Raw genomic sequence first — 22,664 nt, 5'->3', positions numbered from 1 at the left:
TTGCTTTGCTTCGTGCCTCGCAACTCATCGTAATGACAAAAAAATGAGCGAATTAACAGAGGCATTTAGAAGATTAAAAAAAAGAGATGTAGATACGTTTCCCGCCGTTGTTGTTTCAGTAGATAAGGACAAAGGAACTTGTGTTGTTGAGGCAGATGGCTTGAAGCTTTTAGATGTTCAGCTATCAGCAATATTGGATGGGAACAATCAAAAATTTTACTTGTTTCCAAAGGTGGAAAGCTCTGTTTTGATTAGTCCGATAAATGAAGATATAAACCGGTTGTATGTTGAGGCTTACTCAGAAATTGAAAGTTTGGATTTGAATATCGAGCAAGTTCAGTTTCAAGTGGATAAGGAAGGTTTTCTTTTTCAAAAGGAAAATGAAACACTCAAGAGATTAATGAGCGATTTGATTGCAGCAATTAAGGGGATGAGTTTTACACTGACCACTCCTGATACTATTAACGGTGCGACGACATTATTAAATAACACGGCACAATTTGAAGCCGTTGAAAATAGATTTAATCAGTTTTTAAAAGGGAATTAAGTATGAATGATTTATTAGTTGCCTTTATAGGTATTGTTTCAACTGGAGCCACAAGTTACTTGACTTTTTTGTTTGCTAGGAGTAAATACAAGCAAGAAGTAGAAAAAATAAAAGTCGAAGTTTTACAGGCTAGGGAATCAGCCGACACTATCGCCATTGATAATGACATTAAATTGTCTGGACATTATAAAGAGATTCTGGATGATTTAAAAAACCGCTATGAAGATCGCTATAAGGAATTTGAGGCGATGATGAATAGAAAATTCAGTCTACTGGAAGAGGAAATAAAATTGAAAGATAGAAAAATAAAGCTTCAGCAGGTAGAGATTATCGAACTAAAGCGAGAAAACCGAACACTTAAAGCTCATGCAAAAGCAAATATTACATAATCAAAGCTTACTTGATATTGCAGTTCAAAGCAATGGTACGGCTTTAAGTGTTTTTGAAATTGCTATTAAAAATGGATTTTCGATAACAACTGAAATGGTGCCAGGACAAAACATTGAACTTTTTGAAAGTCCAATCATTGATAGAGAAATTGTTGACTATTTCGCCGCCAAGGAAATGATAGTAGCTACTGGCTTTAATGGCTTACAAGAAGAAAACATTATACCACAGCTTGGCATAGGCTCAATGGCGATAGGCTCAACATTTAGAGTAGGGTAAAAAAGATTCCAGATTTTTGATTAACGATTTTTGATTTCAGATTTAACAACATGGCTAGAACGATACAGGTAATACAACAAGAAATGTTTGACGCTATTGCGGCAGACGAAAACTTAACAGAATTAAATTCTTCCAGCAAAACGGCTATTTATAGACTCTTTGTGTTTGTGGTTGCATTTTCAATTTGGATTTTAGAAACTTTATTTGACACCCACAAAAAAGAAGTCGACGACATCATTGAGCAAAAGATGGCGCACCGCCCGAGTTGGTACAGGACCAAGGCGAAAGCATTTCAGTACGGCTTTGATTTAATAGCCGACACAGACAAATACAATAACAATGGCTTTACGGTTGAACAAATCGAAAACTCAAAAATTATAAAGTACAGTGCCATAACTCAAAACGCTGGACAACTATTGATAAAAATAGCCTCGGAGAGCGCAGGAGTTTTAGCGCCATTAACTATTCCTCAAAAGGCAGCGTTTGATGCCTACATTCAAGAAATAGCAGACTGCGGTGTCAAGTATATTGTGGTGAATCATTTGCCAGATATTCTGCTTTTAGACTTGCAAATATTTCGTGATCCTTTAGTGTTGAATGATGAAGGTATGAGTATCGTTTTGGGAACTTATCCGGTGCAAGATGCGATACTCGAGTACATGAAAGAACTACCCTTTAACGGTGAGTTGGTTCTGGCACACTTGGTTGACAAATTGCAACTCGTTGATGGTGTTCGAATTCCCAATATCATTAATGCTCAATCGCAGATCATAGACATTAATACCAACGCTTATTTGCCTTCTCAGCCAATAACGGTTAAAACGGTACCAGAGAGCGGGTATTTTGTAGTTCCTAATTTTGATAACGTGACTTATGTGGTATAAAATAGATTGGGATAGACTGGTTTTGCTATTGCTGCCGACGTTCTTGCGAAAACCCGCATTGTTTGGCTTTATTAAAGCGCTCGTCTCTCCCATTGCAAGCTTGCACTACAACTGGGAACAAATGCGAACGGCTAATTTACTGAAGCTATCCTACAACGGCCAACGCTGTTATTTGAGAGGCGTTTTAAACGATAGACATGATCCTGAATTAAGACGAATTGTAATTAACGGCACGCTCGGTATAGAGCAAAATTACATTTTTACTCCTGCCGAAAATCTCGAAGTGTTTTTAGGAACGATGTATCTCGAGCCCGATTTTAATTACAGCACTACAACAGTCGATTTTTTGGTAAGTGTACCAGGACAATTATTGATTGACAAAATAAACGAGATCACCGCAACAATTGAATTTTACAAACTAGCAGGCAAAAGCTACAAACTATTAGCAATATGAATACAATAGATTTTAATCAGGTCGGAGGTTTCCCTATGACTACCAATATTTTGGCAAAATTGCAAACAGCGTTTTCTGTTTTTAATGCGCTGGGCAATATTGTTGGAGACTTAACAATTATCTCAGGGTGTACGGTAACAGGTTCAACTGTTAGTGACGGTGTTGTTTATGTAAATGGTGAAGTGTTGGAATTTCGTGGCGGAGTGTTACAGCCAAAAGTAATTGTAAAACAAGATACGGAATCGCTCGTTTTCTTAAACGACAATTCTTACCCATCTATCAAAACGCGCTATGTGCAGTTTGGTTCTGGCGTTGGTGCGATTGATTGGGCTGACTTTAAAAGAGGTTTTGCGACCAAAGATATTGTTGCAGGACTTTTGGGTAAAGCAGATCAAAGTTCGTTTGATGCGCTTTCTGCAGCCTTTGTACTGGTTTATGAAAAGATGTTGACAATTGATGTTGGAGCAGAAAAAAACGTGCAGCCAAATTGGACGCAAGCAGACGACACCAAAGATGACTTTATTAAAAATAAACCATCAACAATTAGTGTTTTGAAGAAAGGCGTTTTTGCTGTGGCAGATTTTGCCGCTGATAGTTTGCAAACAGTAACTTTTCCGACCGTAGGAACGAACAATTATATGGTTGTTGGCTCTATGGTTTCAATTGGCACCAACTACGATAATGACAATGATGTTATATGGATGGTCAGAGAAAAAACCAACAGTTCGTTTAAGCTAACACTTAGAGAACTTGGCGGTGCGATCCAAAATTTAAGTTTCGAATACATGCTAATACCACTAACATAATGGCAACTAAAAATACAGTTAAAAATTGGTTTCTTACAGGATTGAAACCGACACAAACGCAATTTCATGCGTTCTTTGATTCCATTTTTTGGAAAGGCGAAAAAATACCCGTTGCAGACATTGAAGGAATTTCCGAAATTCTGGACGCTAAAGCGGAAGCTGCGGTGTTGGATGCGCACTTGATTGATACTGGGGCGCATGCGGAATTGTTTTTGGGTAAAGAAGACAAAAGAAATAAGGGCATTGCAGGAGGTTATGCGCCATTGGATGAATTTGGGCGACTTTCACTTGCTTATTTAAAGTATGTAAATGATCTCGTTACAGGCGGCTATGATGCGGTACTAACGGCAGAACAGGGAAAGTTATTACAAGAACAAATAAACGGGATTAACACGCTATTGAGTTCTGACGATATTAACCTTGATACGGTTCAAGAGATTGTTGACGCTATTAAAACGGTGGAAACTTCTTTGGAAACTATCTTGGTAAATGATCTTACGACAGGCGGTGTTACGAAAGCTTTGACGGCTGAGATGGGGAAATTATTAGGAGATTTCATTAGCGACTTATCGATTGTTGTTAGCGACAAACAGGATGTCCTTGTTCCAGGTGTGAACCTCAAAACTATTAACGGACAATCACTTCTAGGAGCTGGTGATGTTATTATAGTTAACAAGGTTGATGATGGGATAAAAAATAAACTATTAAAATATAACAATATTGACGGAACACGGGCAGGTAACAGTAGAATTACTGATGATGGGGAAAATTTAGGTATTGATGTAGAAAAACCTACGGGCGACCTATCCTTTGGTAATTCAAAAGATAGGACTTTTAAAGTAGAGGATACAGATGCTAACACGAACGGTAGAAGTTTGACTATACAGGCTGGAGGTAGCGCTGAAGGGGTGATATCATGGGATAAAAAACTACTTCTTACAGATTTATCGGTGTCTGGAATAAACAGAAATACTGGCGATGTTTATATGTGCACAAAAACAGCAGTATATAAACAAACTAATGGAGAAGGAGAGTTTATCTTACAGTTTTCTGCTCCTTTTATCACTATTACTAGCATAGCTATAAATAAAAATACAAATGATGTATATATTGCTGGATCAAATACAAATAACGGTGTATATAAACAAACAGGGGGTTTAGGAGATTTTGTAAACATAGCTCCTATGAGTATAGCATGGTTTGGTGTGGCAGTAAATGAAACAACAGGAGATGTGTATGCTACGATTGCAAACGCAGGGGGTAAACTTTATAAACAGGCTGGGGGTATCGGAGCTCTGCAATCAGTAGGAATTTCCATAAACGCTAAAACTATAGTCGTAGATAATACAACTAACAATGTTTATATAATGAGTTATGGTAACATACTGTATAAGCAAACTGGAGGAACAGGAGCTTTAGAATCATTGGGTACTGTATTTTCAACACCTGTCGCCGATGGTACAGACTCTTATTTATTAATAAACCAATTTACCCATGATGTCTTTTTAACATCTTATGGTAAGCCTATACATAAACAGGTTGGAGGAGTAGGCTCTTTTATAGAGATTCCTAACAGTGTAAAATATTGGTCTAGTATAGCTGTAAATGAATTAACAGGTGACTTATATGCTACCGAGTATTATGGATTATATAAACAGGCTGGTGGTAATGGGGATTTTATAAGCCAGAACGCGCCTTCTGTCGGATTTTGGAAGTGTATTGCCGTTAATAGTGCCTCAAACTCAGTTTATGCTGCAATTGGAAGTGCTTCAGGGGTTTCAAGAGGGATATATAAAAGAATCACTACAGGGGTTTCGAATTTAAATGGAGGAGCCTTAGAATTGAAAGCTGGAATTGCTAAAGGGACAGGAGAGTCACGAATCCACTTCATAACTAGTCAAAAGACAACTCCAGGTAGTGCTAATCAAGTAGAAGTCATTAGAGGAGAGATTGACGAATTAGGTAACTTTAAATTTATCCTTCCGACTTATAACGATAATTCGGAGGCACTAGCTGGTGGCTTGGGACTAGACTGTATTTATAAAGATTCTACAGGTAATTTAAAAACTGTCTATTAGTTTATAGTTCTTAGGGAGGTGGGAAATTAAAAAAAGTCCTCCAACAAATTTTTACTTTCTGACGGTAATTAAAATTTAGCACAAAGCCAGCGTTGGAGGACAAAAAAGTCTTCTTATGCTGGCTTTGCTATGTTTAATAATTAACGTCAGAGCTGCAAATATAACGTAAATCAATCATCAATCAAAAAACGAATGAACAAGTATCACAAAATTTTAAAAAAGATTCTCGACGATGGCAAACGCCAGGAGAATAAAAAAGGAGCAATTACCTACTTGCTTAATCAATCGCTAGAATTAAAACCAATTGACCTGCTTGAGCTCTTTGAGAGTCACGGCTTGGCTAAAAAGAAATTAAAGGACGAATTGGGTTTGTTCATGTCGGGCGAACGAAGTACAGAAGCATATAGAGGCATTGGCGTGTCGTGGTGGGATTATTGCGGTCCTATCTTGGTAAATAGCTATCCAACATACTTTGAGCAGTTACCGAGGCTTATTGAACGTATTAATAAAGAGAAACGAACGTCAAAGAATTATGTCTTATTTCTAGGTTCTAATAACACCGAGAGTAACCAACAGCCATGTCTTAGTTTGATTCAGTTTCAAATTGATAACGGTAAGTTGGTTGTAAGCGCGTACCAACGTAGTTCTGACGCTTCGTTAGGATTGCCTAGCGATATTTATCACTTGTATTTGATTAGTAAGCAAATCAACGTTCCGTTGAAGTCTATCAGTTTGTTTTTGGGTAACGTTCACATCTATGCTAACAACATAGATAGTACGAATGCGTTGCTTAGCGGTGATGTGGCGAAGTTTAATTTAAACGTTGGTTAAATAGTGTTTAAAGTGCATTTAAAAGCCTGTACGGAGATGTACAGGCTTTTGTTTTTAAATGATACTTTTCGCTGTGTTTTTTAGTACTTTTGGTTTTGCCGATTATAGAAAATAACTAAAAAATTAGTTTATTTCTATTTTCGTGGAAAGAAAAAAATGTACGGAAGCAATGAATAAATGAAAAAGTTGCTTTATGAATTGGAAAATTAAGGTAAAATTTTACAGTAAAAAATTGCGCTAGAAACTTGAATCCGCCTACAGCGAAACACCAAAAATACTAGGAAAATGATTCAGAAATTAATTAACATAACTAACACAACAGAATTCTATCAGGATTCTGACTTAAAACTTGAATCGTACAATTATAATCCTTCTAATAATACTTTAGAAATGTTTTTGTCAATTAATCAAAATAGTTACGACATTCCAATAGCATACGAACAATGGAAATTAACTTGCCTAAATACCGAAAATTTTAATGGCTTTTTTTACGAACTTATGTTGCCATACGTAAAGCTGAAAATTCTTGAAAAACATCCTTTGTTATTAAAATATCACGAAAATGAACTTCAGTGCGAAATAAAAGGAAAACCAGAAAATATTAATGAATTTATTGGAGATATTAGCAATTTTTTAGAGAAAGAAACAGGAAATTGGATTACAGTAAATGAATATTTTTGGAATAGTGAAGAACAATTCATAATGTATTCACATAGAATAATTAGAATTCCAAAATCTTTAGAAAAGTCAATAAAGCAAGTTTGCGAAAAACATAAATTAAGTTTTATTGCAAATAATGAAATTATTGGAAATGATAAAGGTTACGCAGATAAACCAAAAGCAAAAGTTTTAATATTTGGTAATGAAGATGTAAGTCCAAATGACTTTTTCTTAAACCAAAGCTACATAATTGCAGAAGAGTTTATAGCCGAAAGAATTAAATAATACTAACTTCATACAACAGCCGTTACAAAATATTTGGATTTTAGGCTGAATTTACAGATAATTTTATACCTAGATAATTAGTGTCTAATGGAAAAATCTCGGATCTTTAATCCCAACGACGGCAATCGACAAGACGTTAGCTAGAATAATAAAGCAGAGTCACGAATCCAACGCAATTTTATAACCAAAAAATGTATAAAATTGTAGTATAAAAACAGCTTGCAAAAGACTCAATTAAGATCATAGAATGGATATTTAAATACTAAAATCAACTCTAAACCAAAATAAATCGTAGCTTTATTTTTTAAATGTAGAAAGCCTAAAGTTAAGCAAATTGCTTTCTTATTTGGAAACATAAGGATAACTTTAATCGAAAAGAAATTACGTTAGAAACTTATTCCGTTAAAAATATGATAATAACAAATAGTACTTTAAATGATATCCCAGAAATCTTTAGGTTATACAAATTAGCAACTGAATTTCAGAAAATAAAATTTCCGGAAAATCAATGGCCTGAATTTAGTGAAAAATTAATTACGTCCGAAATTCGTGAGAAAAGACAATTTAAAATAATAATCGAAAACAAAATAGCTTGTGTTTGGGCTATAACATTTAACGATGCGCAAATATGGGAAGATAAAGAAAATAATTCTTCTATCTATATTCATAGAATAGCCACAAATCCAGAGTTCAGAGGACAAAACTTCGTGCAAAAAATTGTTGAATGGGCTAAAGATCTTGCAGTAGAACAAAAAAAGGAATGTATTAGATTGGATACCTGCGGAAAAAATAATGCGCTAATCAATCATTATAAAAAATGTGGTTTTAATTTTATCGGTATGAATAAATTAGAAAATACATCTGATTTGCCAGTACATTACCATAATGCGGACGTATGTTTATTTGAAATAAAATTAAACTAATTGCGTAAAAGAGTAATATGGAGATAGAAAAATGATTTAGTGCTACGGACAAAAATCATTTTATGATTGGACATAAGAAGATACGGAAACACTTGAACAAATTTAATTAAAAAAAGAATGAAAAGACAAGTTTTATTGATCTGCATATTTATAAGTTCATTTGGATATGGTCAAAATAAAAAAGTAACAAAATGGTATTCTAACGCTGAGATTGATGTCATTATTCATAATAAAACAAAATACAGTTACAGCTATTTCGGTACTGATAATACAAAACATATAATTTGGGATGAAGATTTAAACGTTAAAAAACCAGCAATAGGATTAACATATTCCTATAATTATATGCTATTTAAAAAACTAAGTATAGGGCTAATTAGCGGTTATAAAAAGTATAACCAACCTGATTTTTCGATGGCAGAAATAGGAGGAGTAGTAAAATTCTTTTTTGTAGACACAGACAATGTGTTTGCATATTGTTCCTTAACAAATGAGATTAGCTTAAATAAAGAACAATTTAAAAGTGGTACAAATGCAAGACTTGGGATTGGAGTTCCAGTTATTAAACGGAATAAGTTTAATGTAGCAATTAATTTATTTACAGAGCAGCAATTTTTGAGACTCGAAGGAGCTGATCCTATACTTAATTATCAACAAGAAAAATCTGGAGATTTAATTTTTAAGTCCTATGGTATCAGTACAGGTATTAAATTTTAATTACAGCACTTCCAGTTTTTTTTAGCAGTACTTTCTCTTTCAAATGCACGAGCACGAGTACTTAATCAAGAGAATACAAACAAATAATCGCTTTAAGCAATTAGTATTAAATAGCTGTATGTTTTGATTAGTACCTTTCTTGCAAAAGTTAGTTATTTGGAAAGTGACATATCAGACAAGATATAAAACTTTATAGATAAGCTGAATTCAATAAAAAAATTGATTGTCAGTCAAGTATTGATAGTTTCAAAATAGAAGCTATATATTTTTTTTAAAATGACAATACTTCTTGTTTGGAAGTTTATAGGAAGAGAACTATCAAAAATAAAATCATAAAAAAGTCCTTTTCAAAAAATAAAATAATAGTGAAATAGATTAATTACTTTGCTGTGATTACTACGAAGTTGTCTGCTATATTTTTAATCGGTTTAAAACAAATTATATTGTCGATGTAGAGCAAAAAAAGTGTAGTAATATTAAGGTATATCTAGTTTAATTTCTGTGAATTTGTGTGATCGGGTTAGTAGTACACAGCTCTAGAATTTAGATCTAAAAAAAATGGGAACACTGTACAAACTTTGAATGATTGAAATTTATTTAGCTCATTGCAGAAGTAAACAAACCATCTGTGACTATTCCATTTAGGTAGAAAATTTAAATAAATTGCGTCCTACTGGTAATGCTGCATATTATTAAATATTCTTCAAGATGAGATGTAAACACAAAATTAAGTTGAAAAAATTATAGATTCGGTTACGATCAAATTCATTAAGAATTAGACCATTTTTAAAAATTTTATAACTAAACTTTTTATAGACCACAAGGTTAAAAAGATAATCCACAAATTTTAGAATTTACCGAACTTATCTGTGACATAAAACATTAAATGATAAATTCTTTCCTAAAAGAAATTTATTCGCTCTTGTTACAACTTCTGTTTTATTTTTTATGGCTAGAACGCTGCTGCTTTGGTTTACATATATAGAAGAAAGAGCGACCTATAGCAACGAACAGGTTTATAATGCTACTGAAAGATATGATTATCAACAAGGAATTTCTACTTCGGTAGGCTATCCAATCAAACTACTTTCAAAGCTCAACTTTGATGTTGCTGTAAAAGGACATCACAATCCTTCAATTCATTTACAAACTAATAAAGTGTTTTCAATTGTTTGGGGTTTTGGCGATACGACTTTCAAATCTTCGCTCGCTGGCAGAATTGCAGTACCAGATAACGTACTGCTATATTGGTCTTCATATGTAGAAAATAAATAGTACGAGTTAAATACAAAATTAGATAAAAGGAAGATGTCTGGTTTTTTTTAAAAATGGCTTTAGAAGAGATGTAAAAGAAAAATTGACTGATGCCGAATTGATCCAAGGGAATTATAATGAATTGATTGCTGGTATTGCGCCAAGTGGTGCTGTTGTCTTATGGATTTCGGGCGTTAATGACACCAAGGAAATAGAAATTTATAAAGCTGATGAAATTAGTCCTGACCTAATTAAAGAGTACGATATTGTAGAAAAAGATCAAAGAACAAAAGTTTTAAATGATACTTGCATTTGCGAAGACAGACCTCAATTTAGGAAAACAGTAAACAACTGTAAAGCTATTCTATTCGGCATTTGGACAAACAAATACTATCAAAAATTCAACTAAAAAATGACTATTACTAATTTAGGACAAACAAAAAGCAACGCTAAATTATTGTTTTTTTAATGAAAAAAGTCAAGTCTTACACAATGAAGATGTTGTCAACTTAAAGTATGGGAAGCAGGAATTGCCAAATCTTATAAAATTTACCTTTGTAAAAGATCAAAAGAACTATAACTTTTTTATAGAATTTGGTGAAGATGAAATATACGTCTATTTCGAAAAATTGATACAAAATAATCGTGATGAAGCAATTTCTATCGTGGTGAATAATAGTACGGATTTGAAACAAATGAAGGTCTAATTACCAACAAAAGATAAAAAAATCAATTTTGAAAAATTAAAAAAAATAACTATTAGAAGATTTTTTAAAAATTAACTTAAAGGTCAATTCAGTTTTGATCAAACAGGTACCACAAAAATCTGAATTACCATTAAAAAACAGATTTGCTTAAAAAATTCTTTATTCTAAAGTCTTTTTAATTCGTACATTAGTGTTGAAGGTGGTTATAATCCATCTCTAAATGAATTTAAATTGAATACGTATTTTAAAAAATATACTGTGGAACGACGAACTTTTATAAAAATAACATCAGCTTCAAGCGCTGGTATGGTTGCAGCTAGTGCTTTCGGAATTAATTTAGAACTAAATCATAGCGAAGAAACCATTGAGAATTTAGTGATTGGTTCTGGCTATGGAGGAGCCGTTGCAGCTTTGCGACTTACCCAAGCTGGTAAAAAGGTTGTGATGCTAGAAATGGGTTTAGACTGGGAAAAAGAAAACGGAAAATATAAACCGTTCTCGGACCTAATAACTCCAAAAAATAATTCTACTTGGTTGAAGAAATCTTCTCAAGCGCCAATGATGAATATTGCAATGTTCAATAAAAAATTTACTGGCGTTCTCGACCGCATGGATTTTGAGAATATAAAGGTATATGCTGGTCGAGGGGTTGGCGGTGGATCTTTGGTGAATGGAGGAATGGCAGTGCAACCAAAGAAGGAATACTTTCAGGAAATGTTTCCAGAATTGAATGTCGATGAATTTTGGAATACTTATTTTCCTTTAGCTCAAAAAGAGCTTGAAGTCAATGAAATATCAAACGATTATTATAATGAATCTCCCTACTACAAGTTCGCCAGAGTAGGAGAAAGTGAAGCGCATCATGCAGGATTCAAAACCATCAGAGTACCAAATGTCTACTCTTTTGATTACATGAAAAAAGAGGAAGCGGGAGAAGTTCCTAAATCAGCTTTAGCAAAAGAAGTAATTTATGGTAATAATCATGGCAAGCAAAGCCTTGAAAAAACATATCTAAAAAAAGCGCTCAAAACGGGGCTGTTAAGGATTCAAGACCTGCATCGAGTAGATTATTTTAAACAAACAGAAAAAGGATATACTGTTTTTGTAGATATTATTGATACAGAAGGCTTAGTAGTTGCAAAGAAAACGATAAACTGTAAAAAGCTATTTTTAAATGCAGGAAGTTTAGGTACAACTAAGCTCTTGTTAACAGCTATGCATAAAGGAAAAATGACCAATTTTGACAAAACAGTGGGAGGCAATTGGGGAAATAATGGTAATGTGATGACGGGTCGAAATATGGTAAACACGCTTTTTAATCGTGTAGAGGATGAAGCGACGGAGGAAAATCACAGTACCGGTACAGGCTCGAAACAGTCGACTATTCCCGTTTCCGGAATTGACAATTGGAATGATGAGAAGCATTCTTTCTTTGCCGAAATATCACCCTTACCAATGGGTATGGAAGTGTACACTGCGTTATATTTGGTCATCAATAAAGTTCCTGTTCCCGGAAGTATCTCGTACGACCCCGCTATTGGAGATATTAAAATTAACTGGGAAAAGAAAAACTTTAAACATACTGTTGATAACGCCAAGTATTTTATAAAAAAAATGAATAAGGCCAACGGCGGAACTCCTGCAGGATTATTATGGGGAAAAGGGTATGGACCCGACATTTGTTATCATCCGTTGGGTGGTGCAGTAATAGGCAAGACAACTGACCTTTTCGGAAGGGTTAAAGGATACGAAAATCTATACATAACCGATGGTGCACTCGTTCCTGCAAGTATTGGAGTTAATCCGTTTTTAACGATAACGGCCATCGCAGAATATTGTATGGAAGAAATTCTTAAAAAAGATTTTTAATCATGAAAATACTCATCAAAAATGGTCTGCTTTTTTCTGGAGATAACGATCAAAAAGCTATCGTACAAGATATACTAATTGACGCCAATGGTCTTATACAAGAAATAGGTACAAACATTTTATATGAGGATGAAAATGTAGAAATAATTGATGCCAAAGGAAAATGGATTGTTCCCGGGTTTGTAGATTCGCACACGCATTACGACGCCGAAATTCTTGCCTCTCCTGGACTCAAAGAATCGGCACGACATGGAGTTACCACAATAATTTTAGGCAGTTGCTCTGTTTCTGCTGTATTTAATAGCCCCGAAGATACCGCCGATTCATTTACAAGAGTCGAAGCAATTCCAAGAGAAGTCATGTTGCCTTTGTTAGAAAAAGAAAAAACATGGAATACGCCAAAACAATGGAAAGCATATATTAATACCCTACCATTAGGAATCAATGTCGCTTCATTCATCGGTCATTCTGATATTCGGATGAAAGCAATGGGAATCAAACGCTCTTTGCTTGACAACGTATCGGCTACAAAAAAAGAAGAGCAGGAAATGCTTCAGCTGTTAACAGCTGCTTTGGACGAAGGGTTTATCGGATTATCGACTATGGATAATCCTTGGGATAAAATGGATGGTGATCGGTACTGGTCGCATAAAACGCCTTCCTTCTACTCGTCTTGGAAAGAACGTAAAAGTTTAGTCGAACTACTTCGAGAGAGAGATGCTATTCTTCAAGGTGCGCCCAATTTGGTTACTCGAGTAAACGCTTTTAATTACATGTTAGCAAGTACTGGTATTTTTAGAAAACCACTAAAAACGACCATGATTGCAATGATGGATTTAATTGGTGATCGTTATATTTATCCTTTAATTGCATTCGCTTCAAGAAGTATAAATCTTTTAGGAAATGCCAATTTCAGGATGCAGTCTCCTCCTTGTCCGTTTACGGTTTATTATGATGGAGTCGATTCTGTTATGTTTGAAGAATTTCCAAGTGGAGAAGCACTTCGTCATCTTGCAAAAGAACTAGATAAAAGAAATCTTCTGATTACAGATCCTAAATTTAGAGATAATTTTAAAAAAGAAATAAAGAAAAAATTTGCGCCAAAAGTATGGCACAAAGATTTAAGTAAAGCAGTTATTATCGATTGTCCAGATAAAAGTTTAATTGGTAAAAACTTTTACGAAATGGCAAAAGAGAGAAACAGTCATCCTGTCGATGTATTTTTAGACACTATTATTACCTATGATAAAAAAATAAGATGGACAACAACCATTGCAAATGACCGAAAAGAAAAGTACAAGGACCTTTATAATTTTCCGTACAATTTAATCAGTTTTTCAGATGCTGGTGCACATCTTAATAACATGGCTTTTTACAATTTTCCTTTAAAAATGATACAAACAGTTCAGGATTCCATCGATAATGGAAGTCCTATTATGACTATGGAAAAATGCATTTGGAGACTTACCAAAGAGCAAGGAGATTGGTTTAATTTAGATTGTGGTCATATAGCTATAGGCAAAATCGCTGATTTAGTACTTTTAAATCCTGAAAATTTGAACAACGTAACCGAAAACGTTGAACTTGAACCTATAATAGAATTCGGAAACTATGCCCGATTAGTCAATAGAAATGAAGGAGTAATTGCACGAGTTTTGGTTGGAGGAAAGACAATCTATAAAAATGAAAATTTTGTATCAGGTTACGGAAAATCCGTCAAGTATGGAAGGTTTATGGAAAAAACAAACGTGTAATAGTACAATATTTTCAGAATAAGATAAAATTATTTCAGCTTCCTTAAATGAAAAAGATACTATAATGGAAGAGCCTACGCCTGAAAAAATAAAAAAAATATTTGATCAATATTATATTGCTGATATGAATTTGTGGAATGAATTTGCTAAATCTGTGACCACTCGCCTATTTGCCAAAAATGAAATTATTAAAGAATATAATAAAACAGAAAACTACATCAATATAGTAGTTAGTGGTTCTGCAGCACATTTTGTTTTGGCAGACGATAAAGACATTTGTATTAATTTATATTATGAAAATCAGATTTTTAGCGATTATTTATCCTTCTTGACACAATCTCCAACAGTTATAAAAACGGAGAGTTTAGAGGAGACGATCATTTGGTCTGTCAATTATAAAGATTTAAACGCTTTGTATGTAAGATCTGCGAAAGGACTTTTGATTGGTAAAGCAATATCAGATGCTATGTTCATTCGCAAACAATCAGTGCAAATTAATCTATTAGCTCTTTCTCCTACAGAAAGATATCTCAAACTCATTAAAGAACGCCCCGAAATTTTTCAACGAACTTCCCTAAAAATAATTGCTTCATATCTTGGTGTCACTGCCGAAAGTTTAAGCAGAATTAGAAAAAAAATAGTTTAAATTTTCATTTCTTACCCAAAGTCAATTTTTTAAACAAATTAGATCTTTAATTTTGAATCATAATTAAAACCAATCCTTTATGAAAACCAAGATTAATTATTTAGCAATTGTAGTTTTTTATAGCATCGCAATCGCACTTCGTTATGTAACTAACAAAACGACAGTATTAGATAATCTAAGCTCCGAATTTTTAAAAGTAATTTTACAAGGAATTGGTCCTGCGATTGGTGCAGTAATTTCATTTTTAATCTTTAAAATAAAACCAACACCTTCTCTTAAAGGAAATTATAAAAATCTTTTAATTCCACTTCTTTTGTATTGGATCTTTCCGATTGTTTTGATCTTGGGAACCGAGTACTACAGCAGCGGAACATTCTCATTTGTTGCCGTTACAGCAATACTAGTTTATGGATTATTAGAAGAGATGGGCTGGCGTGGTTTTTTACAGCAAGAACTAAAGTCACTACCAGCAATTGCAAACGTTTTGATTGTTGCAACACTGTGGTTTATTTGGCATCTAAACTTTAACCTAACGACTTCTAATATATTGTTTTTCGGAATTTTGATCCTCGCAAGTTGGGGAATAGGAGCGGTAGCCGATCGCACGCACTCTCTGCTTGCGGTCTCAGCGTTTCATTCTTTAAATAACTTTTTTCCAGAAATGAGCCAAATAAAAATGATCATTTTAATACTTTTAGTATCAGTTTGGATACTTTCTCTTATAATTAAAAAACGAAAACAAAACAGCCTCTAAAATTACTTTAGCACCACTACAGTCGGAGCGCTTCATTTAGACCTTTATATATATTTAATCATTAGTTTTTTGATCTACAGTTATTCCTATACAATTGTAAAGTTATACATATAAAATACGTAAAATTCATATCTTTAAAATTCAAAACACAAACCATTGAAACCACAAGCATTACAGATAGATCAACTGCTAACCGAGAGATTAATTCTTATTCCGTTTACAACCAAAATATGTGAGAATCTAATGCGTGAAGACTATAGTGATTTAGAAAAACGAAACTTAAAAAAAGGGAAAAGTTGGCCAGATGCAGACGTATTAGAAACTTTACCTAAAATAATCGCTAATCTAGCTCAAGTAGCATCACCTACAGGATTTGAATCTTGGATAATTATAAAAAAAGACAACTTAGAAATAATTGGCGATGCAGGATTTAAAGGATTTAATACTCTATTAAAAAGTGCCGACATTGGTTATGGAATAATAGCGGAAGAGCGAAAAAAAGGGTTTGCGAGAGAGGCAGCCGAAGCACTTATAAAATGGGCGTTTGCGACAGGAATTGTGAAGGAAATAACCGCCAGTTGTTTAATGGAGAATCAATTCTCTATTAATTTGCTCCACAAATTAAATTTCTTTACCACAAAAACAGACGATACAATGCTATATTGGTTTTTGCAAAACAAAGAATATCAAATTAATAGAACGTAATTTTTGTCGTAAAAAAAAGTAGTATCTTACACATCTCTTCTAAAAAAACAGTTATGCAACTTAAATTCACTACCATTTTATTCTTTTTATCTTTTATAACAGTGTCACAAATCGGAATCGCACAAAGTGCAAAAGAGGAACTTAAATTTGTAAACCTGTTTAGTTCTGATATGAAAGAAGGTGTTTCATGTTATAGAATACCCTCGATCATCACCGCTTTAAATGGCGATGTAATTGCTGCAATTGATGAAAGAGTTCCGTCCTGCGGTGATCTTAGGTCAAATAATGATATCAATATAGTGATGAGGCGAAGTGCAGACAGCGGCAAATCTTGGTCAAAAATTCAAACTATTGTTGACTATCCTTTAGGAGAATCTGCCTCAGATCCTTCAATGATTGTAGATGAATCGTCAGGCGAGATCTTTATGTTTTTTAACTACATGAATTTAGAAACAGAAAAAGATGTCTATTATTTAAAAATGGTTTCAAGTAAAGATAACGGTTTAACATGGTCTACTCCTACCGATATTACTGCTCAAATTACAAAACCAGAATGGAAAAAAGATTTCAAATTCATTACATCTGGTAGAGGACTTCAAACAAAATCGGGCGAACTACTACATACTATCGTCAATTTAGAAAAAGGATTATTTGTCTTTAAAAGTGACGATCACGGAAAAAATTGGAGTTTAATTGATACTCCCATTTTACCTGCTGATGAGTCAAAAATTATGGAATTAGAAGATGGTTCTTGGATGATCAATAGTAGAGTAAGTAAAGTTGGTGTCAGATACATACATACGTCAACAGATCACGGAAAAACGTGGACATCAAATCCAGATTCCCAATTAATTGATCCGGCTTGCAATGCAAGTTTCATTCGATACAGTTTAAAAGACAAAAAATATAGTAAAAACCGACTGCTTTTTTCAAATGTAAATTCGCCCAACAAACGCGAAAATCTGACCGTAAAAATTAGTTATGACGAAGGGAAGACGTGGAGTAAAGGAAAGACAATTTACGTCGGAGAATCTGCATATTCATCGATGACTGTCTTAAAAAACGGCGATATTGGACTCTTTTTTGAAAAAGACGGTTATAAAAAAAATGCATTTGTAAGTTTTTCTTTAGATTGGCTAACTGATGGGACTGATGCAGTTAAATCGAGTAAGAAAAAACAAGGCAAATAGTATCCAAAACGAATCTATTTTAGTCTTTTTACAACAAATATTTTTCTATTATTTAGGGCTCTAAAACTGGATTTGATGTTTCTTTTTATCTACTTTTAAATTCTATTTGCTAACTTTACTATAAGCCTTTTTTGCTAAAAGAAATTATTCAATCTTTAATTTTCCTTACGATTTGCAAGAAACGGCTTTAAATAAAAAAAGCAGAATTTTTATGTCAAAAAGCATTGCAAATAAAGTAATTGAATTCAATACGCAACTGCACTACTCAGATCAACTTCCAGATGGTTTTCAAGTACTTAATCCTTATATGGATAATCCAGAAACGATGGATGTGATGCGGCAATTTTATTATAAATTTTACAATGATTCGAACAGCAGGAAATTTATTGTGGGAATTAATCCGAGCCGACATGGTGCTGGAGTGACTGGAGTTCCTTTTACCGATACTAAACGATTAGAAAGTGAATGTGGCATTAAAATGGACTCTGCCCACACGCATGAGATCTCGTCTGTTTACATGTATGATATGATTGCCGAGTATGGCGGAACAGCTACTTTTTATAAACAATTCTACATCAACTCTCCTTTTCCTTTAGCTATTGTGCGTAAAACGAAAGAAGGAAAATGGTTAAATGCGAACTACTACGATGATTCTAAGTTATTTGAGTTGGTTAAAGATTTCATGATTGATTCGTTAAAAAAGCACATTAGTCTGGGTTTAGAAACAGAAGAGGTTTTTATTCTAGGGAAGAAAAATGCACAATTTATCCACAAATTAAATCAAGAGGCTAAATTATTCGGAAATTTAAAGGTTCTCGAACATCCGAGATACATTCAACAATATAAATCAAAAGAAAAGCAACTTTATATCGACAAGTATATATTAACCTTAAATCATTTATTATGAGTGCGCTAAAAAATCCGACTATATATACCGTCGGTCACTCTACGCATACTTTAGTGGAGTTTTTGGAAATGCTCGCTTCTTTTGAAATAAAAGTTATTGCCGATGTTCGAAGATTGCCTGGTTCCCGAAAGTATCCTCAATTTGATCAAGAAAGTTTAAAAAAATCCTTGGCTGAAGTAGGAATACAATACCTTTATTTTGCAGATCTTGGTGGTAGAAGAATTGCAAGAAAAGACACAAAAAATACCCGTTGGAACAATGCTTCTTTTCGTGGTTATGCCGATTATATGGAAAGTGACGCCTTTAAAAATGCAGTTGTAGCATTGGAAGCTGTTGCTTTAGAAAAGAATACTGCCTACATGTGCTCTGAGGCAGTTTGGTGGCGCTGCCATCGTTCTATGATTTCTGATTATTTAAAAGCAGCCGACTGGACTGTTTTACACATTATGGCAAAAGCAAAAATTCAAGAGCATCCATACACTCAACCCGCCCGAATTGTCAATGGTTGCGTTTTATATTCGGATGCAGCCGCAGATGAAACATAATACTTAAAAACTAATAGCATGAAAATATATTTTAAAATTGGAGATGCGGTGAGCTGGAACTCCGAAGCAGGGAAAGTATCAGGGACAATTATTAAAAAGCATATAAAAAATTTTAAATACAAAGGATATACGCATCATGCGACTGAAGATGATCCTCAATACGAAATAAAAAGTGACAAAACAGATCATATTGCTGCGCACAAAGGAACTGCATTAACCAAACAATAGGTTTTAATTTATCATCAATTAAGATTAAATTTTTAAGAATACTTCTCCCCTTCTTACTCTTAAATAAACTTCTATCTCGTTAAATTTGATTTAAAAAGGACGTCAAAGCCTCGCGACATCTATTTACACAGAAAACAGTTCAAATAATTGCTTTACCTTCAATTTTTGGATTTTAAAATAACTTATATTTTCTAATCCAAACTTTATTTTTCACAGCAAAAAAACTTATTTAATTAAAAAAAGAGAAACATGGACTTTAATAAATTGTTCGATTTAACAGGTAAAACTGCGATAGTAACAGGTGGAGCGAACGGAATTGGTAAGGCAACTGCAATTATGCTGGCTAAAGCTGGAGCAAATATTGTAATCGGAGATTTTAAGAAAGATGACGCCGAAAAAACCGCAGAGGAAATCAGACAATTCGGTGTGCAAGTTTTAGCTGTAGAATGTAATATTTTGAAAGATGAAAATCTTGTAAATCTTGTTGACGAAACGGTTAAGAAATTTGGATCCATTCATATCCTTATTAATAATGCAGGTGGCGGTGGCGGTGGTCGTGAAAATCCTTTTAAAATATCAGTAGATGAAATTAAACGCGATTTTGAACTGAATGTTTTTAGTGTTTGGCGCTTAAGTCAGCTTTGTGTACCGCACATGAAAACAGCAGGATATGGATCCATTGTAGTTACAACTTCAATGTCTAGTATCAATAAAAGTCCTAACATGAGTGGTTACGGTGCTTCAAAGGCAGCAGTAAATCATATGATTGCAAATTTGGCACATGACTTTGGACCAGAAGTACGAATTAACGCTGTAGGTCCTGGAGCAACAAGAACCGCAGCATTAGAAAGCGTATTGACTCCCGAAATCGAAAAAACAATGTTGGCGCACACACCTATCAAGCGATTAGGAAAAGCGGATGATATTGCTGGCGCCATACTTTATTTTGCTTCACCAGTTTCAGAATGGGTAAGCGGACAAACAATATTTGTAAATGGTGGTGGCGTTCAGGTTTTAGAATAATCATTTATAGATTCCGAACGACGCATCAGTTCTACTTCAAAGCAATTAATCTGTTTAAAAATTCAATTATAGAAGAGGAAAACTATTCGGAATGTTGCATAAACAAAAAAAGGCTGCAAAATAATTTGCAGCCTTTTTCTTCAATTGTATCAATCGAATATCAGAAGATTTGTTTGAATTAGAATCTGTAACGGATACCTAATCCAATGTCAAATCCAAAATCATCATTGTAACCACCAGTACCAATTTCTGGTCTAGCATCTAATGAAATTAAAATTGGCACTTCTTTAAATCCGTATTCAATCCCGATATCTCCAGCAGCAAAAACGTAAGTTCCGCTATCTTTGTAATCGTTATTTTTAGGTCCATCATAGTTATCATCCCAAGCAGCTAAACCAGCACCAACACCAGCATACCAGTTAAAACCACCTTCAATATTCCAAACCCATTGGTATATACCTGTAACTTTTACTGCATCATAATGATTACTATTTCTCCATCCTAAATCAACCTCTAGTCTATTGTTTGAAGATAATGCTCTTTGGTAAGAGATTTCTCCACCAAAACCGTCATTATCACCAAAACGTAGACCTAAAGCATTTTTAGAAATGTCCTGAGCCTGAGCTGCAAAGCCAATTGCTAATAGCATCATGGCAGATAAAATAATTTTTTTCATAAGTTTTTATATTAATTTTAAGCAAATCTAAAGCAAATAATCAGTAATGCATTACATAATAATTAAAATTTATTCTACAATTTACATCTTTTGATTTTCCAAATAAATAATACAAATAAGTACCCTAAAATTTTAGTTTTTTTTTAAAACAGAATAGAGATCATTTTCTCTGAAATTTCTTAAATTTTGGAGTACAAATAAGCGTCGTTAAGACTGATGCCGCTAAAATTTAACGTTCAAGTTTTAAACTTTGCTTCTACTTACTAATCATAAAATAAAAAGAATTTTTCAGAAAGTTTTTAATCATATATCAACCGCACTTATTTTATTTTACCTCTAATTGATAAAATCATACCTTAATGACGATCAAATGTAAATTGCTTTATAGTTTTAACAAAATGAACGGTTTATATATTTTTTTGTAAAAGGAATTCATTATTATAAATTTTTTAGTTTAATTCATAAAACTTACATTTGCTCAAAACTAACTAAAATGGCAGGAAATAGCTACGGAACACTATTCAAAATAACTACTTTTGGAGAATCACATGGCGAAGCTTTAGGCGGAATTATTGATGGCTGTCCTTCTGGGATAACCCTTGATTTTGAAGCTATAGAAACAGAAATGGCACGCAGAAAACCTGGACAATCAGCAATTGTAACACAACGTAAAGAACCAGACGCGGTGCAATTTCTTTCTGGTCTTTTTGAAGGTAAAACCACGGGAACTCCAATCGGGTTCATAATTCCAAATACCAACCAAAAATCAGACGATTACTCTCATATTAAAGACAATTACAGACCAAGTCATGCCGACTACGTATATGATCAAAAATATGGTTTTCGCGATTATCGCGGTGGCGGACGCAGTTCGGCTAGAGAAACAGCAAGTCGTGTAGTAGCTGGAGCTATTGCTAAGCAAATGCTTCCTGAAATAAAAATCAACGCTTACGTTTCATCTGTCGGACCAATTCACTTAGACAAATCGTACCAAGAATTAGATTTGTCAAAAACTGAAAACAATCCTGTGCGTTGTCCAGATGAGGCCGCAGCAATAGTAATGGAAGAATACATCAGAGACATTCGCAAACAAGGTGATACTGTTGGCGGCGTTGTTTCTTGCGTAATTCAAAACGTACCAGTAGGTTTAGGAGAACCTGTATTTGATAAGTTGCACGCAGAGCTAGGCAAAGCAATGTTATCGATAAACGCGGTAAAAGGTTTTGAATACGGTAGCGGTTTTGCTGGCGCAGAGATGAAAGGCAGTGCTCATAATGATTTGTACAATTCTGATGGAACGACTAAAACAAATCTTTCTGGAGGAATTCAAGGCGGAATAAGCAATGGAATGGATATTTATTTTAAAGTAGCTTTTAAACCCGTTGCTACTATAATGCAAACTCAAGATTCTTTAAATAATAAAGGAGAGATTACCTCAATGACAGGAAAAGGACGACACGATCCTTGCGTAGTTCCTCGTGCAGTACCTATTGTTGAAGCAATGGCTGCAATTGTTCTAGCAGATTTTTATTTGCTAAACAAAACCTATTAATCG

General features: G+C 33.9%; 25 protein-coding genes. 24 read left to right on the top strand and 1 reads right to left on the bottom strand.

The features are described from left to right. Nucleotides 1-43: 43 nt before the first annotated feature. The 23 genes from ACRASX_RS11000 to ACRASX_RS10890 all read left to right on the top strand — a co-directional run bounded on the left by ACRASX_RS11000 (nucleotide 44) and on the right by ACRASX_RS10890 (nucleotide 20,433). Nucleotides 44-547: a hypothetical protein gene (locus ACRASX_RS11000; protein ID WP_432221250.1), complete on the top strand. Its 504-nt coding sequence runs from the start codon at nucleotides 44-46 to the stop codon at nucleotides 545-547. 2 nt (nucleotides 548-549) lie between these two features. Next, on the top strand, nucleotides 550-936 hold the full coding sequence (locus ACRASX_RS10995; protein WP_066306030.1) for a hypothetical protein: 387 nt from the start codon (nucleotides 550-552) through the stop codon (nucleotides 934-936). Beyond that, the gene (locus tag ACRASX_RS10990; protein ID WP_432221249.1) at nucleotides 914-1,213 is read left to right on the top strand and encodes a hypothetical protein; all 300 of its coding nucleotides are present in this window, start codon (nucleotides 914-916) and stop codon (nucleotides 1,211-1,213) included. Before ACRASX_RS10995 ends, ACRASX_RS10990 begins: the two co-directional genes overlap by 23 nt. A gap of 50 nt (nucleotides 1,214-1,263) precedes the next feature. Then, nucleotides 1,264-2,097: a nucleotidyltransferase gene (locus ACRASX_RS10985; RefSeq protein WP_432221248.1), complete on the top strand. Its 834-nt coding sequence runs from the start codon at nucleotides 1,264-1,266 to the stop codon at nucleotides 2,095-2,097. Continuing rightward, nucleotides 2,087-2,551, top strand: coding sequence for a hypothetical protein (locus tag ACRASX_RS10980; protein ID WP_432221247.1), 465 nt, complete (start codon nucleotides 2,087-2,089; stop codon nucleotides 2,549-2,551). The genes ACRASX_RS10985 and ACRASX_RS10980 overlap by 11 nt, the downstream gene beginning before the upstream one ends. Further along, a complete protein-coding gene (locus ACRASX_RS10975) occupies nucleotides 2,548-3,357 on the top strand; it encodes a hypothetical protein (RefSeq protein WP_432221246.1) in 810 nt (269 codons plus the stop codon). Before ACRASX_RS10980 ends, ACRASX_RS10975 begins: the two co-directional genes overlap by 4 nt. Next, complete coding sequence (locus ACRASX_RS10970; protein WP_432221245.1) at nucleotides 3,357-5,435, top strand: hypothetical protein; 2,079 nt, start codon at nucleotides 3,357-3,359, stop codon at nucleotides 5,433-5,435. Before ACRASX_RS10975 ends, ACRASX_RS10970 begins: the two co-directional genes overlap by 1 nt. A gap of 192 nt (nucleotides 5,436-5,627) precedes the next feature. Beyond that, entirely contained in the window at nucleotides 5,628-6,266 is a 639-nt protein-coding gene (locus tag ACRASX_RS10965; RefSeq protein WP_432221244.1) for a thymidylate synthase, read from the top strand. Between the two features lie 285 nt (nucleotides 6,267-6,551). Then, nucleotides 6,552-7,211: a hypothetical protein gene (locus ACRASX_RS10960; RefSeq protein ID WP_432221243.1), complete on the top strand. Its 660-nt coding sequence runs from the start codon at nucleotides 6,552-6,554 to the stop codon at nucleotides 7,209-7,211. Between the two features lie 410 nt (nucleotides 7,212-7,621). Then, nucleotides 7,622-8,134, top strand: a complete 513-nt coding sequence (locus tag ACRASX_RS10955; RefSeq protein ID WP_432221242.1) for a GNAT family N-acetyltransferase — start codon at nucleotides 7,622-7,624, stop codon at nucleotides 8,132-8,134. 117 nt (nucleotides 8,135-8,251) lie between these two features. Further along, nucleotides 8,252-8,851, top strand: coding sequence for a hypothetical protein (locus ACRASX_RS10950; RefSeq protein WP_432221241.1), 600 nt, complete (start codon nucleotides 8,252-8,254; stop codon nucleotides 8,849-8,851). 948 nt (nucleotides 8,852-9,799) lie between these two features. After that, a complete protein-coding gene (locus ACRASX_RS10945) occupies nucleotides 9,800-10,126 on the top strand; it encodes a hypothetical protein (protein ID WP_066308350.1) in 327 nt (108 codons plus the stop codon). 82 nt (nucleotides 10,127-10,208) lie between these two features. Next, nucleotides 10,209-10,514: a hypothetical protein gene (locus ACRASX_RS10940; RefSeq protein WP_432221240.1), complete on the top strand. Its 306-nt coding sequence runs from the start codon at nucleotides 10,209-10,211 to the stop codon at nucleotides 10,512-10,514. Nucleotides 10,515-11,070: 556 nt separating this feature from the next. Continuing rightward, the gene (locus tag ACRASX_RS10935; RefSeq protein WP_432221239.1) at nucleotides 11,071-12,681 is read left to right on the top strand and encodes a GMC oxidoreductase; all 1,611 of its coding nucleotides are present in this window, start codon (nucleotides 11,071-11,073) and stop codon (nucleotides 12,679-12,681) included. 2 nt (nucleotides 12,682-12,683) lie between these two features. Further along, on the top strand, nucleotides 12,684-14,435 hold the full coding sequence (locus tag ACRASX_RS10930; protein ID WP_432221238.1) for an N-acyl-D-amino-acid deacylase family protein: 1,752 nt from the start codon (nucleotides 12,684-12,686) through the stop codon (nucleotides 14,433-14,435). 64 nt (nucleotides 14,436-14,499) lie between these two features. Beyond that, entirely contained in the window at nucleotides 14,500-15,081 is a 582-nt protein-coding gene (locus tag ACRASX_RS10925; protein ID WP_432221237.1) for a Crp/Fnr family transcriptional regulator, read from the top strand. 79 nt (nucleotides 15,082-15,160) lie between these two features. Beyond that, a complete protein-coding gene (locus ACRASX_RS10920; RefSeq protein WP_432221236.1) occupies nucleotides 15,161-15,835 on the top strand; it encodes a CPBP family intramembrane glutamic endopeptidase in 675 nt (224 codons plus the stop codon). A gap of 156 nt (nucleotides 15,836-15,991) precedes the next feature. Continuing rightward, nucleotides 15,992-16,540, top strand: a complete 549-nt coding sequence (locus tag ACRASX_RS10915; protein ID WP_432221235.1) for a GNAT family N-acetyltransferase — start codon at nucleotides 15,992-15,994, stop codon at nucleotides 16,538-16,540. Nucleotides 16,541-16,593: 53 nt separating this feature from the next. Continuing rightward, nucleotides 16,594-17,730 carry a sialidase family protein gene (locus ACRASX_RS10910; RefSeq protein WP_082706599.1) on the top strand — a complete coding sequence of 379 codons (1,137 nt, stop codon included), beginning with the start codon at nucleotides 16,594-16,596 and terminating at the stop codon, nucleotides 17,728-17,730. 211 nt (nucleotides 17,731-17,941) lie between these two features. Next, nucleotides 17,942-18,637, top strand: coding sequence for an SMUG2 DNA glycosylase family protein (locus ACRASX_RS10905; RefSeq protein WP_432221234.1), 696 nt, complete (start codon nucleotides 17,942-17,944; stop codon nucleotides 18,635-18,637). Then, nucleotides 18,634-19,182, top strand: a complete 549-nt coding sequence (locus tag ACRASX_RS10900) for a DUF488 domain-containing protein (RefSeq protein WP_066308370.1) — start codon at nucleotides 18,634-18,636, stop codon at nucleotides 19,180-19,182. Before ACRASX_RS10905 ends, ACRASX_RS10900 begins: the two co-directional genes overlap by 4 nt. An 18-nt stretch (nucleotides 19,183-19,200) precedes the next feature. Further along, the gene (locus ACRASX_RS10895) at nucleotides 19,201-19,410 is read left to right on the top strand and encodes a DUF2945 domain-containing protein (RefSeq protein WP_432221233.1); all 210 of its coding nucleotides are present in this window, start codon (nucleotides 19,201-19,203) and stop codon (nucleotides 19,408-19,410) included. Nucleotides 19,411-19,659: 249 nt separating this feature from the next. After that, a complete protein-coding gene (locus tag ACRASX_RS10890) occupies nucleotides 19,660-20,433 on the top strand; it encodes a glucose 1-dehydrogenase (RefSeq protein ID WP_066308375.1) in 774 nt (257 codons plus the stop codon). 178 nt (nucleotides 20,434-20,611) lie between these two features. Here the strand turns inward: ACRASX_RS10890 and ACRASX_RS10885 are convergent, their stop codons facing one another. Further along, nucleotides 20,612-21,109, bottom strand: a complete 498-nt coding sequence (locus tag ACRASX_RS10885) for a hypothetical protein (RefSeq protein WP_066308378.1) — start codon at nucleotides 21,107-21,109, stop codon at nucleotides 20,612-20,614. Nucleotides 21,110-21,602: 493 nt separating this feature from the next. On the opposite strand from ACRASX_RS10885, the gene aroC reads away from it, so the two are divergent. Next, nucleotides 21,603-22,661, top strand: a complete 1,059-nt coding sequence (gene aroC, locus ACRASX_RS10880) for a chorismate synthase (protein ID WP_066308380.1) — start codon at nucleotides 21,603-21,605, stop codon at nucleotides 22,659-22,661. Nucleotides 22,662-22,664 lie beyond the last annotated feature (3 nt).

The organism is Flavobacterium sp. TMP13 (genome assembly GCF_050847115.1).
GTDB lineage: Bacteria > Bacteroidota > Bacteroidia > Flavobacteriales > Flavobacteriaceae > Flavobacterium.
This window is presented reverse-complemented; position numbering and strand designations above follow the sequence as displayed.

Coding starts and splice junctions, on each gene's coding strand:
- ACRASX_RS11000 (WP_432221250.1), top strand. CDS start 44: ATGAGCGAATTAACAGAGGCATTTAGAAGATTAAAAAAAAGAGATGTA.
- ACRASX_RS10995 (WP_066306030.1), top strand. CDS start 550: ATGAATGATTTATTAGTTGCCTTTATAGGTATTGTTTCAACTGGAGCC.
- ACRASX_RS10990 (WP_432221249.1), top strand. CDS start 914: ATGCAAAAGCAAATATTACATAATCAAAGCTTACTTGATATTGCAGTT.
- ACRASX_RS10985 (WP_432221248.1), top strand. CDS start 1,264: ATGGCTAGAACGATACAGGTAATACAACAAGAAATGTTTGACGCTATT.
- ACRASX_RS10980 (WP_432221247.1), top strand. CDS start 2,087: ATGTGGTATAAAATAGATTGGGATAGACTGGTTTTGCTATTGCTGCCG.
- ACRASX_RS10975 (WP_432221246.1), top strand. CDS start 2,548: ATGAATACAATAGATTTTAATCAGGTCGGAGGTTTCCCTATGACTACC.
- ACRASX_RS10970 (WP_432221245.1), top strand. CDS start 3,357: ATGGCAACTAAAAATACAGTTAAAAATTGGTTTCTTACAGGATTGAAA.
- ACRASX_RS10965 (WP_432221244.1), top strand. CDS start 5,628: ATGAACAAGTATCACAAAATTTTAAAAAAGATTCTCGACGATGGCAAA.
- ACRASX_RS10960 (WP_432221243.1), top strand. CDS start 6,552: ATGATTCAGAAATTAATTAACATAACTAACACAACAGAATTCTATCAG.
- ACRASX_RS10955 (WP_432221242.1), top strand. CDS start 7,622: ATGATAATAACAAATAGTACTTTAAATGATATCCCAGAAATCTTTAGG.
- ACRASX_RS10950 (WP_432221241.1), top strand. CDS start 8,252: ATGAAAAGACAAGTTTTATTGATCTGCATATTTATAAGTTCATTTGGA.
- ACRASX_RS10945 (WP_066308350.1), top strand. CDS start 9,800: ATGGCTAGAACGCTGCTGCTTTGGTTTACATATATAGAAGAAAGAGCG.
- ACRASX_RS10930 (WP_432221238.1), top strand. CDS start 12,684: ATGAAAATACTCATCAAAAATGGTCTGCTTTTTTCTGGAGATAACGAT.
- ACRASX_RS10925 (WP_432221237.1), top strand. CDS start 14,500: ATGGAAGAGCCTACGCCTGAAAAAATAAAAAAAATATTTGATCAATAT.
- ACRASX_RS10920 (WP_432221236.1), top strand. CDS start 15,161: ATGAAAACCAAGATTAATTATTTAGCAATTGTAGTTTTTTATAGCATC.
- ACRASX_RS10910 (WP_082706599.1), top strand. CDS start 16,594: ATGCAACTTAAATTCACTACCATTTTATTCTTTTTATCTTTTATAACA.
- ACRASX_RS10905 (WP_432221234.1), top strand. CDS start 17,942: ATGTCAAAAAGCATTGCAAATAAAGTAATTGAATTCAATACGCAACTG.
- ACRASX_RS10900 (WP_066308370.1), top strand. CDS start 18,634: ATGAGTGCGCTAAAAAATCCGACTATATATACCGTCGGTCACTCTACG.
- ACRASX_RS10895 (WP_432221233.1), top strand. CDS start 19,201: ATGAAAATATATTTTAAAATTGGAGATGCGGTGAGCTGGAACTCCGAA.
- ACRASX_RS10890 (WP_066308375.1), top strand. CDS start 19,660: ATGGACTTTAATAAATTGTTCGATTTAACAGGTAAAACTGCGATAGTA.
- ACRASX_RS10885 (WP_066308378.1), bottom strand. CDS start 21,109: ATGAAAAAAATTATTTTATCTGCCATGATGCTATTAGCAATTGGCTTT.
- aroC (WP_066308380.1), top strand. CDS start 21,603: ATGGCAGGAAATAGCTACGGAACACTATTCAAAATAACTACTTTTGGA.